The 10,556-nt window shown below is 51.0% G+C and carries 22 protein-coding genes; 21 read left to right on the forward strand and 1 reads right to left on the reverse strand.

Annotation, left to right across the window (positions count from 1 at the left end; genetic code table 11):
• Positions 1-40 precede the first annotated feature (40 nt).
• From IAI47_RS21980 to IAI47_RS05890, 19 genes are all read left to right on the forward strand, one after another.
• A complete protein-coding gene (locus tag IAI47_RS21980; RefSeq protein ID WP_255527150.1) occupies positions 41-967 on the forward strand; it encodes a replication protein in 927 nt (308 codons plus the stop codon).
• Entirely contained in the window at positions 964-1,668 is a 705-nt protein-coding gene (locus IAI47_RS05805; protein WP_187961205.1) for a replication protein P, read from the forward strand. The genes IAI47_RS21980 and IAI47_RS05805 overlap by 4 nt, the downstream gene beginning before the upstream one ends.
• Complete coding sequence (locus tag IAI47_RS05810) at positions 1,661-1,813, forward strand: hypothetical protein (protein ID WP_187961206.1); 153 nt, start codon at positions 1,661-1,663, stop codon at positions 1,811-1,813. The genes IAI47_RS05805 and IAI47_RS05810 overlap by 8 nt, the downstream gene beginning before the upstream one ends.
• Positions 1,810-2,034 carry a hypothetical protein gene (locus IAI47_RS05815; RefSeq protein WP_187961207.1) on the forward strand — a complete coding sequence of 75 codons (225 nt, stop codon included), beginning with the start codon at positions 1,810-1,812 and terminating at the stop codon, positions 2,032-2,034. Before IAI47_RS05810 ends, IAI47_RS05815 begins: the two co-directional genes overlap by 4 nt.
• Complete coding sequence (locus IAI47_RS05820) at positions 2,034-2,297, forward strand: DUF3850 domain-containing protein (RefSeq protein WP_187961208.1); 264 nt, start codon at positions 2,034-2,036, stop codon at positions 2,295-2,297. The genes IAI47_RS05815 and IAI47_RS05820 overlap by 1 nt, the downstream gene beginning before the upstream one ends.
• On the forward strand, positions 2,278-2,643 hold the full coding sequence (locus IAI47_RS05825; protein ID WP_187961209.1) for a hypothetical protein: 366 nt from the start codon (positions 2,278-2,280) through the stop codon (positions 2,641-2,643). Before IAI47_RS05820 ends, IAI47_RS05825 begins: the two co-directional genes overlap by 20 nt.
• A 150-nt stretch (positions 2,644-2,793) precedes the next feature.
• Complete coding sequence (locus IAI47_RS05830; RefSeq protein ID WP_158280070.1) at positions 2,794-2,961, forward strand: hypothetical protein; 168 nt, start codon at positions 2,794-2,796, stop codon at positions 2,959-2,961.
• On the forward strand, positions 2,958-3,158 hold the full coding sequence (locus IAI47_RS05835) for a hypothetical protein (protein WP_187961210.1): 201 nt from the start codon (positions 2,958-2,960) through the stop codon (positions 3,156-3,158). Before IAI47_RS05830 ends, IAI47_RS05835 begins: the two co-directional genes overlap by 4 nt.
• Positions 3,127-3,564 (forward strand): recombination protein NinB, encoded by a 438-nt coding sequence (locus tag IAI47_RS05840; protein ID WP_187961211.1) that lies wholly within the window; start codon positions 3,127-3,129, stop codon positions 3,562-3,564. The genes IAI47_RS05835 and IAI47_RS05840 overlap by 32 nt, the downstream gene beginning before the upstream one ends.
• Positions 3,561-3,863: a hypothetical protein gene (locus IAI47_RS05845; protein ID WP_187961212.1), complete on the forward strand. Its 303-nt coding sequence runs from the start codon at positions 3,561-3,563 to the stop codon at positions 3,861-3,863. Before IAI47_RS05840 ends, IAI47_RS05845 begins: the two co-directional genes overlap by 4 nt.
• Before the next feature lie 177 nt (positions 3,864-4,040).
• Complete coding sequence (locus IAI47_RS21920; RefSeq protein WP_223138351.1) at positions 4,041-4,313, forward strand: hypothetical protein; 273 nt, start codon at positions 4,041-4,043, stop codon at positions 4,311-4,313.
• Positions 4,313-4,891 carry a recombination protein NinG gene (locus IAI47_RS05855; RefSeq protein WP_187961214.1) on the forward strand — a complete coding sequence of 193 codons (579 nt, stop codon included), beginning with the start codon at positions 4,313-4,315 and terminating at the stop codon, positions 4,889-4,891. The genes IAI47_RS21920 and IAI47_RS05855 overlap by 1 nt, the downstream gene beginning before the upstream one ends.
• Positions 4,892-4,935: 44 nt before the next feature.
• Positions 4,936-5,013 (forward strand): hypothetical protein, encoded by a 78-nt coding sequence (locus IAI47_RS21985; RefSeq protein WP_244964524.1) that lies wholly within the window; start codon positions 4,936-4,938, stop codon positions 5,011-5,013.
• The gene (locus IAI47_RS05865; RefSeq protein ID WP_187961215.1) at positions 5,003-5,626 is read left to right on the forward strand and encodes a hypothetical protein; all 624 of its coding nucleotides are present in this window, start codon (positions 5,003-5,005) and stop codon (positions 5,624-5,626) included. Before IAI47_RS21985 ends, IAI47_RS05865 begins: the two co-directional genes overlap by 11 nt.
• A 454-nt stretch (positions 5,627-6,080) precedes the next feature.
• Entirely contained in the window at positions 6,081-6,323 is a 243-nt protein-coding gene (locus IAI47_RS05870; RefSeq protein ID WP_039660053.1) for a phage holin, read from the forward strand.
• A 3-nt stretch (positions 6,324-6,326) separates the two neighbouring features.
• On the forward strand, positions 6,327-6,836 hold the full coding sequence (locus IAI47_RS05875; RefSeq protein WP_304622251.1) for a lysozyme: 510 nt from the start codon (positions 6,327-6,329) through the stop codon (positions 6,834-6,836).
• Positions 6,820-7,290 (forward strand): lysis protein, encoded by a 471-nt coding sequence (locus IAI47_RS05880; protein ID WP_187961216.1) that lies wholly within the window; start codon positions 6,820-6,822, stop codon positions 7,288-7,290. The genes IAI47_RS05875 and IAI47_RS05880 overlap by 17 nt, the downstream gene beginning before the upstream one ends.
• A 16-nt stretch (positions 7,291-7,306) precedes the next feature.
• On the forward strand, positions 7,307-7,531 hold the full coding sequence (locus IAI47_RS05885; RefSeq protein WP_187961217.1) for a hypothetical protein: 225 nt from the start codon (positions 7,307-7,309) through the stop codon (positions 7,529-7,531).
• Positions 7,532-7,628: 97 nt separating this feature from the next.
• A complete protein-coding gene (locus IAI47_RS05890; protein ID WP_187961218.1) occupies positions 7,629-8,366 on the forward strand; it encodes a serine protease in 738 nt (245 codons plus the stop codon).
• 82 nt (positions 8,367-8,448) lie between these two features.
• On the opposite strand, the gene IAI47_RS05895 is transcribed toward IAI47_RS05890, so the two are convergent.
• Positions 8,449-8,718: a hypothetical protein gene (locus tag IAI47_RS05895; protein ID WP_187961219.1), complete on the reverse strand. Its 270-nt coding sequence runs from the start codon at positions 8,716-8,718 to the stop codon at positions 8,449-8,451.
• 77 nt (positions 8,719-8,795) lie between these two features.
• On the opposite strand from IAI47_RS05895, the gene IAI47_RS05900 reads away from it, so the two are divergent.
• Both IAI47_RS05900 and IAI47_RS05905 read left to right on the forward strand, forming a co-directional pair.
• A complete protein-coding gene (locus IAI47_RS05900) occupies positions 8,796-9,362 on the forward strand; it encodes a terminase small subunit (RefSeq protein WP_187961220.1) in 567 nt (188 codons plus the stop codon).
• Positions 9,337-10,554 carry a PBSX family phage terminase large subunit gene (locus tag IAI47_RS05905; protein WP_187961221.1) on the forward strand — a complete coding sequence of 406 codons (1,218 nt, stop codon included), beginning with the start codon at positions 9,337-9,339 and terminating at the stop codon, positions 10,552-10,554. Before IAI47_RS05900 ends, IAI47_RS05905 begins: the two co-directional genes overlap by 26 nt.
• Positions 10,555-10,556 lie beyond the last annotated feature (2 nt).

Raw genomic sequence — 10,556 nt, forward strand, 5'->3', positions numbered from 1 at the left:
CCAGGACTAACTGGATATGTAAACAGTGGCGAGGTGCTTTGTGAGTAATCTCGCTTACGACAACGTTTCACCAATCAGGCCTGATACAGAGGCCGTGGAGCGCCGTGTGGTCGATACCGATAATGGGTTTACCAGAATCGCTAACGAACTACTGGAGGCTATCGCAAGCGCCGATTTAACAGCTCGTCAGTTGAAGCTCATGCTGGCTTACATTCGTAAAACATACGGCTTCAACAAGAAATCAGATCGCATAGCAGATGAGCAGATTGCTCAGCTTACCGGCCTGTCACGGCAGAACGTGAACAAGGCCAAGAAGGAACTGATTTTTATGAAGTGCCTGATAATCGAAGGGAGTCAAATCGGTGTTAACAAGGAGGTTTCAGCGTGGCAGTTCAGCAAGTGTCTCCAAGTTAGCAATTTTGTCTCTAAGCCAGAGACTTCAAATGTCTCTAAGTTAGAGACTTCAGGGGTCTCGAAGTTAGAGACACACAAAAGACACTCTTCTAAAGACAAGAAAGACATTAAACATACGTCAGGGAATTCTGGCGAATCCTCTGACACACCCCTGAAGAGTCTCCCTGTCATCCGTCCTGAAGCAGCAACCCATTCACCGAAAGGTGACAAGTGGGGAACTGCTGACGACCTTAAGGCAGCCGAGTGGATGTTCAGCAGGGTGAAGATTGTTACTCCAACTGCCAAAGACCCTAACTGGCCTGCCTGGGCTAACGAAGTCCGCCTTCTGAGAGGATCGCAGGATGTCACGCATCACGATATCTGCGAAACCTTCAGGTGGGCTAACGCCGATCACTTCTGGCAGACCAATATCCTCAGCCCTGCAAAACTCCGCGCCAAGTGGGACACACTCCGGGCGCAGATGAGCCAGCCAGGGCGTAACCGGCAGGCAGTCGCTCAGCAACCTGCTCAGCACTGGAACAGCCGCGAAGCCTGGGAGAATGAATTCCTATGAGAAATCTCGTATCAGCAATTCAGAACCGTGATGCAGGCGCACTGGCTCGCATTGCAGGAGATGGGCCGCGCCCGGTTGAGCGTGGAGTGCATGAAGACGTTGAGCGCCTGGTAGACGCTCTGTTTTCGAACCTGAAGCAGGTATTCCCGGCATCTGTCAGCACTGCCTGGCGTAACCCGAACGACGAAGCAGCAGCGAAACGCCAGTGGATCGCCGCTTTCGCCGAGAACGGAATTCACAATAAGCAACAGCTGTCAGCAGGCATGAAGCTGGCCCGCGCCAGTGGCTCACCATTCCTGCCGTCGCCCGGTCAGTTTATCGAGTGGTGCAAGCAGGGCGAACATCGCGCCGCTGGCCTGCCGTCAGATGAAGAGATTTATGACATGTTCCGCCTGTACTGTCGCGACCGTGGCATCTACGATAGCAGCGAAGATTTTCCCTGGGAAAGTCCTGCCTGTTTCCACATGGTGACAGCGGTCTACAACCAGATGCGCTCATTCAACCTGACGGATTCTGAATGCCGCAAACGCCTGGGCGATGAGCTGCGCAAGATGTCCCGCCGCATTGAAGCTGGCGAAGTCATCCCGCTGCCGCGCAAACAGATTCCACAACTCCACATCCCGACCGGTAACGAAAAGGCCCTGGACCACCTCGCCGACATTCGCCGCCGCTTTGGGTTGAAAGGTGGCCGTCATGACTGAGATGAACCGCATACGCTTTGAGCGGCTGTATCGCAGCGTTCACGGTGACAAACACAACCTGACCCGATCACATCTTGGCTATCAGGATGTTGTGGTAGACCGGGCGTTTTTCTTCTGGCTTGAGGGCAGGGAGAGTGCCGCATGACACAGGTAACTCAACTGGTAATTAACACGCCTCTGATGCGCCAGGCACGTAACCTGCAACTGGCAATCATCGACCTGGCTAAGAAGCGAGACCTGAAACCAGAGCAGTTCCGGGCGCACCTGAACGCTATCGACATGCTGGCGCGTGAGGCACACGACCTGATAGTCGATGCTGAAGATGAGCAGCAGCCTGCCAAAGGTCAGCGAAAAGGAGGATTTTGATGATTCACGAACTGAAAATTTTACCTGAGCACTTCACGCCCGTCTTGGATGAACTGAAAACCGCGGAGTTACGCAAAAGCGATCGCCCATTCAGCATAGGCGACACGTTACTACTCATGGAGTGGAACGGAGATTACACAGGCGATGCCTGCGAACGAGTCATAACTCACATCGCTGACGTGGGCGACTATCTGCCGGGATACGTGCTTCTTAGCATGGCGCCGTTAAATCAAGGAGTCACCAATGAACAAGCTAACCGCTGAAGTCGCACGGCAAGACCTGAACCACCTGAAGTCATGGATAGAAACCTGCGGAATAAGCATGAAGGAAGAGCGCCACATGCAAGCCCTTGAGATTGCACTCCCCATACTGGAGCAGCAGGAGAAGCAGGAGAAGCAGGAGCAGCAGGAGCGGGGTGGGTGGGTTGCGTGGGGCGGTGGGAAATGTCCGGTGTCAAAGGATGTTGTTATTGAATTCAAGTTACGAGACGGCGGTTGCGGTAATGGTAAAAGTAAATACTTTGTCTGGGCGCATGATGAACATCCAAATGACATCATCGCCTACCGCATCATCCCGGAGCGGGCCACCAATCAGAACGGAGAGCAGTGATATGAAGATACCAATTCCCGGAAGATATGGCGGATGGTGGTTTGGCGTCAGTTGGAATAAGAAATCAAAATGGGGATACTTCTCACTATGGCATGACGGCCCGATGCGCGCTTTGTGGGTTGGCAAATTATGTATTGAGTGGTGGTGGCGATGAAAAACAACGAAGAGCTGAAAAGAGATGAATTCGAACGGTGGGCGGACTCAAAAGGTTTCGACCTCCTCTTTTTTGATGGCGATTACGATGACCCAGCTACAGCAAATGCTTGGAATTGCTGGCAGGCATCGTGGCTGGCCCGTGGAAAGCAGGATCAAACATGAACAACGTAATCCCCCTGAAGAAATCCACCTATCTTCTGCCAGATGAAGAATTTGAAGATCTTCTGCAGGAAGTTATCAATCACGGGCGTAAGTTCCACGACTTCACCTGCTATCCAGCGGTGATGCGTAAGGTGCTGGGCGACGCATTAAAGCGAGAGAAGCGCGATGGAGAAACAAACCTACATCCTGCGGGATAACCGAATACGCCAAAATTGCGTAGAAGCCATCCAGCAGATATCAGCGAATAACCAAACCCCTCTTGTAGTGACCATCTCCGAACGAACCAGAACCCTCGAACAAAACGCTCTCTTATGGGCTTGCCTGCATGACGTATCAGAGCAGGTTGTTTGGCATGGGCGAAAGCTGGCTCCGGAGAGCTGGAAGCACCTGTTTAGTGCGAGCCTAAACGGACAGGAGGCAGTGCCGAATCTGGCGGGGAATGGCTTTGTAGTCCTCGGTAAATCAACAAGCAAAATGCGCGTCAGTGAGATGCGAGATTTAATCACCCTCATCCATGCATTTGGTGCCGAGCAGAACGTCAGGTTCAGCGACGAGTCAGCGCGCGCTGCTGAATGGGCTGGAAGATTCGGGAGTACATCATGAGTAAATTAACCACTGCAATTCTGAACGTGCTTTCTGATGGCGAATGGCACACCTCCAAAGAAATAACCGACCGTGCCTGTGCAATGGCTTTAGCGAAGCGCAATAACGTTGCCGTCGCTCTGCACGACATGACCGATAGCAACAAGATTAAGCGCCAGCAGTTCGGCAGCTCTGACCATGACTATCAATACCGCATGGGAACGGTCAGTGTTGGTTTTGGCCGGAGCTACAACATGGCGATGCTGGATAGCCTGCTCTCAACCGTAAGGGGGCGCCATGAAAACGTGGTTCACTCATGACCCAGTAGACACCGAAACCGCCGCCGAACTCCTTTCCCGCTACGCCTCCCGCAATATCAAAACTCAGAAGACACTCTCAGCAGATCCACGCCTGTGGCTGGTGAGCGCACTGCTTCCAGAGTTCCGGGAAGAGCCAAGGCCATCAAAGCAGTATCGAAACCCAATGTGGAGCTGAAGATGACACAGAAAGAACGCTGCTGCCGCTGTCATACCATCCTCACCTCAGAAGACAAGTATCACTACGGGGCTAACTGCGAAACCTGTAACGAGGACTACCAGTATGCAGAATACTTCGACTACTACCCAATCCGTTGCGCCTGGCGATATCTCCGCTATCAGGTGCGCTGGCTGTCCAGCATGGCTCACAACGGAGGAAGTTTACTGCTGCGCGGGCTGCGTAAAGTCATGGGTGGAAAGCGATCCGAACTTCGACATGACAGGAGAAAGTGATGGCTAAAGGCATCAAGCCGCCGAAGCCGAAGAAGTGCAAATGCTGTCCTGAAAAGTTTATCCCCCGCAATAGCCTCCAGACCGTCTGTTCTCCCAAATGTGCCATCCAACTCGCCAACCAGATATCCGAGCGCAAGCAAAAGCGCCTGGAGAAAGAGCAGCGCGCTGCATGGAACAAACGCAAAGCCGATGTGAAGCCGTTAAGCCACTGGATGAACATGACCCAGCGGGCATTCAACGACTACATCCGGGCGCGGGACGGCAATATCTGCATCAGCTGTGGCAGCACAACAGCGGTCAGCTATCACGCAGGGCACTACAGGACGACTGCAGCGGCTTCGCAGTTACGTTTCATCAAGGACAATGTTCACAGCCAGTGCAGTGCGTGCAATACGCATCAGTCAGGCAACATCAGTCCATACCGCATCAACCTCATTACCAAAATCGGCCTTCAGCGCGTTCTGGCGCTCGAATCAAACAATGAACCTCACCGATACACCAGAGAAGAACTGGACGGCATTCGTGCGCGTTACAGGGCTTTGCTGCGTGAGTTGGTTAAGCAGAGGGAAGCAGCATGACCCAATACCTCAGAGAGAAGTGGCTCAGGCTTCGCATCCTAAAGATGCGCGGCATGTATGAGATCAACTACCGGATAATCCGCAACACGGCGAAAATGATGGGGGTGAAGCATGCGCATTGAGCGTGACTATCAGCAAATCGTCAGGCTGTCAGGCGTCAGGACAGCAGCGGATATGCGCCGCTTATTCGGAAATGGCTGGAAAACTATCAACAAATCACAGCAGGCATGGATACGTCATCTGCTGGGCGTATGGGGCGATCACCTGGGCGGGGAAGATTACGACCGCGCAGAGGTGAACGTGATTGGCCGCCTGATGATGCGATGCGAATGGAGTGAGCAGAAGGGTAAGCAGATAGAGAAAATTGTAACACAGCTGCATTGTGAAGGGCTGCGTGGTGAAGAGCTATTCCGCAAGGCGCGTGACCTGCTTATCCCTCAGTCATCAACGGCAAACATCATCGCTCTCGCCAAAGAATCAGATGATGCCGCCTTTGTTGAATCAGTCATGGTAAAGACGTTCGGTAAGGATAACCCGCTTCGCAATGTAGCCAGATTACGATACTGCAAACGCAAGAGCGTGCAAAACATCGGCTCATCGCTGATTTATTACTGCAGCATCTCACCAAAAGAGGCCCGGAACAGAATGGAATGGGCCATGGATATTCTCGAAGGAGAAATGTTTTACGCAATTAATCGAGAAATGGAGAAGGAGATTCTTAAAATCGCTGCTTGAATATACAAAATAGCACGAAATGACAAAGACAAAGGGCAAGCAACCTGGCACATTAACGCCATGATCGGGAAGTGAAGCGAACAGATCGCGGCTTTACCGGTCAGTTGCATAAATGTGGATGCCAAGAAGCCTCGCGACCTCACCAGTCGGCGGGGCTTTTTATTTTCTCCCTCTGCATCGCACAGGTAACACTAATAAATCATTTCAAAGGTCAGCCATAGAGCTGGCCTTTTCTTTTTTTGCCCCTGCCAATCAACCTCGACTCTCACCTTTTCCTGTGTGGCAACGGGCGATCTTTTATGCATAAAAAAATCCGCTCAATGGCGGATTATTTCTTATTGGCTACCCAACGGCGGTGCGGTGTTTTCTCTCGACAAGAAAAGACTAACCGGACTTGCTCAGTTCAGAAAGTAGACAATTCCTAATTGAGCCTGTCCCCGTAACCGGGGGTCACATGAGTATTGATATGAGCAAACTGGCATCAGGCGCAGCATATGGCGCATCAGCCGGGACGATTGCCAATGGTCTGCTGACCCGGTTAAGTCCCGATGAATGGAGTGCTGTGGGCGTACTGGCCGGTATTCTGGTCGCGCTCTTCACGCTAGGCATCAACTGGTATTACAAGCGCAAGACCACAATAGCGCAAATCAAAGCCCTTCAGCGCTGGCCCACCGCACCAGACATCAACGAGGATTAACCCATGGCTATGTCAAACAGCCTGCGCAATAAGCTAATTGCTGTCGCGGGTGGCGGAGCTATGGCTATCGCTACGGTATTCCTCGGCGGAAAGGATGGGGTAGAGGGCAGGGTATACGAGCCTTACAAAGATGTGGCAGGCGTCTGGACTGTCTGCGATGGACACACCGGCACCGACATCATCAAAGGCAAAAAGTATACCGACCGCGAATGTGATCGGCTGATGTGGAATGACCTTCAGCCAGTTAAGGAAGCGGTTGATGGCATGGTAAAAATACCGCTGGGCGAATATCAGCGCGCCGCACTTTACAGCTTCACCTATAACGTTGGCACCAATGCGTTTTCTAAATCGACTCTGCTGAAGCGACTTAACTCAGGCGATGTTGATGGCGCATGTGAAGAACTGCGTCGCTGGATTTATGCCGGTGGTCAGAAGTGGCGGGGATTAATGAACCGTCGCGATATGGAGCGCACTATGTGCCTGGCGGAGAGTGCCGATGACCTTAAAGGCTAAAGTGCTTGCTGCATTCATCGTGCTGGTTCTGCTGCTGTTAGTCATCTCGGTAGCGTTCGCGCTCTATTACCGCGGCAATGCCATTGACTACAAGACGCAGCGTGACACGGCAAGCAGCAGTCTTAAGGTGGCAAATGACACCATCAACGATATGCAGACGCGCCAGCGTGATGTGGCCGCGCTGGATGAGAAATACACAAAGGAGTTAGCCAATGCTAAAGCCACTATCGATCAGCTGCATGATGATGTTGTTACTGGCAAGCGCCGGCTGCAGCTTAACGCCACCTGCGCGAAACAATCAGCCTCCGGCACCGCCAGCGTGGATGATGCAGCCAGCGCCCGACTTACTGACACCGCTCAGCGGGATTATTTCACCCTCAGAGAGCGAATCGAAATCGCCGGAAAGCAAATAGCCGGATTGCAGCAGTACATCTACGAACAATGCCTGAAATAACCTGAGAGGAAAAACGATGTCCATCCGCGCAAAATTTCACTGCCATATGATCCGAAAGTCAGAGGATGGTTGGGCCTGTTTAGTTCGCCTGAGTGCGGTAACCACTGGCAGCGCTGAGAATGAACAGTGGTCAAAGTACACGCCATCTGGCGACCTTAGCCTCAACATCTCTAACCCTGCAGCCTTCGATCAGTTTGAGCATGGCAAAGAGTACTTCATCGACATTAAACCGGTTAAGTGATTACTAAAGTTTGAAAATTCTAAATCAATGAATTTAACGTTGGTTAAGAATTATCTTAAGTGTAAATTATTCCTCTACTTTAGTGGAGGAACAGGAAATGCATCAATTTTTAGCGAACGCAACGTTTCAAGTTATTGCAGGTGAATCACTTGGTAGTGGCTTCAGCTTTGTGCGGGAGGATTTAGTGGTAACAAACCTCCATGTTGTTGCCTCCTGCTGTGATCTGCAAGCAATGCAGCAAATCAGTCCGGTGATCATTTGCACTGAGGCTAATGAGCGTATTAATGTCCGAATTTTGCATATTGATGGCGAAAATGACTTTGCAATCATGAAATTATTATCCCCACTTCCTGATGGCAGGACTGTGCTTCAACAATCCCGCGAATTTACGCCAACTCGAGGAAAGAAATGCATTTTTGCCGGTTATCCACACGGCATTCCTCAACTGCTTACAAACGAAGGTGTTATCTCAGCTCCGCTGGAATATGGACGATTTGCTCTTGATGGAATGGTGAATGGAGGTAACTCTGGAGGGCCTATCATTGATCGTGAGACGGGTGAGGCAATAGGTATCGTAACTCAGCGTAGATATTTGATGGGTGATCAGGCAAATGCTTTTGGCCAAGAGATATCTCAACTTCGTCAGTATCTTAGTGCTGCAAGCCAGCATGGTCATGCGGAAATCATGGGCGTGAATTTTGGACAAATGGCAGATTTGTTCGGTAGGTCTTTACAGATTGTCTCTGACATGATGTCCAAAAATGCGAATTCAGGTATAGGGATTGGTTTCTCTATGCAGCCCATTATAGATGCAATCAATGGCCTCCAATCATGATAAACAGGCCGGCGTACAATTAAGGCAATCGAAAGTGGTACCAATAACAAGGCGCATTTACGAGTGCGCCTGATGATACTGATTAGATGCCAAGACCTTGGAGTATAACTGCAACAGCAGCTGCAAAGGCGGCTCTTGAGTTGTATTTGGTTTGAATTTCGAGGGTTTCAAAATGCTGGTGCAAATTAACATTTTTTTTTGGATCCGGATTTGTTAATTCAACTCCAGCAACTATTGGCTTCGCTTTAACTTTGGTTGATAAAAACCATTGAATTGCGGAGAACAAACCTACTGCGATTGAAATGATGTGATATTTGGTAATATAACCGCATATTGATGTCAACAACTCCATGTGCGCACTCCTCTTTTAACAGACATAGTTCGTATCAATCAGCATAAGTAATTAATTTAGGATATTGAAGGTTAATTATGGCAAAGCTCACAGACAAACAAGAGCTGTTTGCCCGTGAGTACCTGAAAGATTTAAACGCCACTCAGGCAGCTATCAGGGCGGGCTACAGCGAAAAAACCGCCAAAGAGGCTGGCTACGAAAACCTCACTAAACCTCACATCCTCGAATTGGTCGCCAAGCTTAAGGCTGAGCGCGTCGAGCAGACAGGCATTGATGCGGCATATGTCCTCCGTCGACTGGTAGAGATCGACGAAATGGATGTGCTCGACATCATGACTGACGATATGAGCATTAAGCCAGTATCTCAGTGGCCCGCCTCTTGGCGTCGATATCTTAGCGGATTCGACCTGGCCGACATGTTTGAGGGCAGGGGTGAAGATCGGGAAATGGTTGGCATTCTGAAAAAGATTAAATGGCCTGACAAGGTTAAGAATCTCGAATTGCTTGGCAAGCACGTCACTGTCCAGGCATTCAAAGACAACGTTAAAAACGAACTTGTAGGCGCCAATGGCCTTCCTCTTGCCACGCCATCATTCGTGATTAGCTTCGGAGCGGAAGATGACAGCAGCGGAGACGAGACTTAGCTTTGCGCCTAAGTTCAAACCACTCTTCCAGCCCAAGCGATATAAGACGTTCCACGGTGGGCGAGGCGGCGCTAAATCATGGGCTGCTGCCCGCGCACTGGTCATCATGGCTGCCAGCAAAAAGCTCCGCATACTCTGTACCCGCGAGGTTCAGAACTCGATCAAGGACTCAGTACACAAGCTACTGAAAGACCAGATTGAGATGCTGGGGCTTAACCCGTGGTTCCGCATCACCAATGAGAGCATCACCAGCGCATCCGGTAGCGAGTTCCTGTTCAAAGGTCTGCGCTTCGATCCGCTTGGCATCAAATCAACTGAAGGCGTAGACATCTGCTGGGTTGAGGAGGCGCAGTCTGTTTCCTCTGACTCATGGGCGATTCTGATACCCACCATCCGAAAGGAATGTTCTGAAATTTGGGTGACGTTTAACCCCGGCGAAGAGTCAGACCCGACCTATCAGCGCTTCATCGTTACCCCACCGGATGACAGCATTACGGTTGAGGTGAATTACTACGACAACCCATACCTTCCGGACACGCTCCGGAAAGAGATGGAGTACTGCAAGCGCGTCGATTACGAGGCGTATGAGCATATCTGGCTGGGCAAGCCGAAGTCGATTAGCGATTCAGTCATCTTCCGTAACCGATACCGGGTTGAAGCATTCCCTGATGACCTGTGGCAGCAGGCTAACCGCCTGTTCTTCGGTGCTGACTTTGGTTTCGCAAATGACCCGAGCACGCTTATCCGCATGTTCATGATCGACACCCGGCTTTATATCGAATATGAGGCCTATGGTGTGGGTGTTGAGCTGGATGAGATGCCGCAGTTTTACGACTCAATCCCTGAAGTGCGTAAGTGGCCGGTCAAGGGTGATAACTCCCGCCCGGAAACAATCAGCTATCTGGCGCGTCAGGGCTTCTCAATTGATGCTGCCGCCAAGTGGAAGGGCAGCGTTGAGGATGGTGTCACCTACCTGAAAGGGTTTGAGGAAATCATCATCCATGAGCGCTGCAAACACACCGCCGATGAATTCCGCCATTACTCCTACAAGGTCGACAAAAAGAACGGCGACATACTGCCGATCATCGTCGACAAGTTTAACCATTGCATCGACGCCATTCGCTACGGGCTGGATGGCTACATTACCAGCTCAGACAGCCTCGGCACCTGGGCGCAACTTGGGAAAGGCTGAAT

It is taken from the genome of Pantoea sp. MT58 (assembly GCF_014495885.1).
Classification (GTDB): domain Bacteria; phylum Pseudomonadota; class Gammaproteobacteria; order Enterobacterales; family Enterobacteriaceae; genus Pantoea; species Pantoea eucalypti.

What these genes read in the sequence shown, in the direction of transcription:
- IAI47_RS05890 (WP_187961218.1), top strand. Translation starts at nt 7,629, where the DNA reads ATGCATCAATTTTTAGCGAACGCAACGTTTCAAGTTATTGCAGGTGAA.
- IAI47_RS05880 (WP_187961216.1), top strand. Translation starts at nt 6,820, where the DNA reads ATGACCTTAAAGGCTAAAGTGCTTGCTGCATTCATCGTGCTGGTTCTG.
- IAI47_RS21920 (WP_223138351.1), top strand. Translation starts at nt 4,041, where the DNA reads ATGACACAGAAAGAACGCTGCTGCCGCTGTCATACCATCCTCACCTCA.
- IAI47_RS05905 (WP_187961221.1), top strand. Translation starts at nt 9,337, where the DNA reads ATGACAGCAGCGGAGACGAGACTTAGCTTTGCGCCTAAGTTCAAACCA.
- IAI47_RS05865 (WP_187961215.1), top strand. Translation starts at nt 5,003, where the DNA reads ATGCGCATTGAGCGTGACTATCAGCAAATCGTCAGGCTGTCAGGCGTC.
- IAI47_RS05855 (WP_187961214.1), top strand. Translation starts at nt 4,313, where the DNA reads ATGGCTAAAGGCATCAAGCCGCCGAAGCCGAAGAAGTGCAAATGCTGT.
- IAI47_RS05830 (WP_158280070.1), top strand. Translation starts at nt 2,794, where the DNA reads ATGAAAAACAACGAAGAGCTGAAAAGAGATGAATTCGAACGGTGGGCG.
- IAI47_RS05820 (WP_187961208.1), top strand. Translation starts at nt 2,034, where the DNA reads ATGATTCACGAACTGAAAATTTTACCTGAGCACTTCACGCCCGTCTTG.
- IAI47_RS05835 (WP_187961210.1), top strand. Translation starts at nt 2,958, where the DNA reads ATGAACAACGTAATCCCCCTGAAGAAATCCACCTATCTTCTGCCAGAT.
- IAI47_RS05900 (WP_187961220.1), top strand. Translation starts at nt 8,796, where the DNA reads ATGGCAAAGCTCACAGACAAACAAGAGCTGTTTGCCCGTGAGTACCTG.
- IAI47_RS05885 (WP_187961217.1), top strand. Translation starts at nt 7,307, where the DNA reads ATGTCCATCCGCGCAAAATTTCACTGCCATATGATCCGAAAGTCAGAG.
- IAI47_RS05825 (WP_187961209.1), top strand. Translation starts at nt 2,278, where the DNA reads ATGAACAAGCTAACCGCTGAAGTCGCACGGCAAGACCTGAACCACCTG.
- IAI47_RS05815 (WP_187961207.1), top strand. Translation starts at nt 1,810, where the DNA reads ATGACACAGGTAACTCAACTGGTAATTAACACGCCTCTGATGCGCCAG.
- IAI47_RS05810 (WP_187961206.1), top strand. Translation starts at nt 1,661, where the DNA reads ATGACTGAGATGAACCGCATACGCTTTGAGCGGCTGTATCGCAGCGTT.
- IAI47_RS21985 (WP_244964524.1), top strand. Translation starts at nt 4,936, where the DNA reads ATGCGCGGCATGTATGAGATCAACTACCGGATAATCCGCAACACGGCG.
- IAI47_RS05895 (WP_187961219.1), bottom strand. Translation starts at nt 8,718, where the DNA reads ATGGAGTTGTTGACATCAATATGCGGTTATATTACCAAATATCACATC.
- IAI47_RS05805 (WP_187961205.1), top strand. Translation starts at nt 964, where the DNA reads ATGAGAAATCTCGTATCAGCAATTCAGAACCGTGATGCAGGCGCACTG.
- IAI47_RS05840 (WP_187961211.1), top strand. Translation starts at nt 3,127, where the DNA reads ATGGAGAAACAAACCTACATCCTGCGGGATAACCGAATACGCCAAAAT.
- IAI47_RS05845 (WP_187961212.1), top strand. Translation starts at nt 3,561, where the DNA reads ATGAGTAAATTAACCACTGCAATTCTGAACGTGCTTTCTGATGGCGAA.
- IAI47_RS05875 (WP_304622251.1), top strand. Translation starts at nt 6,327, where the DNA reads ATGGCTATGTCAAACAGCCTGCGCAATAAGCTAATTGCTGTCGCGGGT.
- IAI47_RS05870 (WP_039660053.1), top strand. Translation starts at nt 6,081, where the DNA reads ATGAGTATTGATATGAGCAAACTGGCATCAGGCGCAGCATATGGCGCA.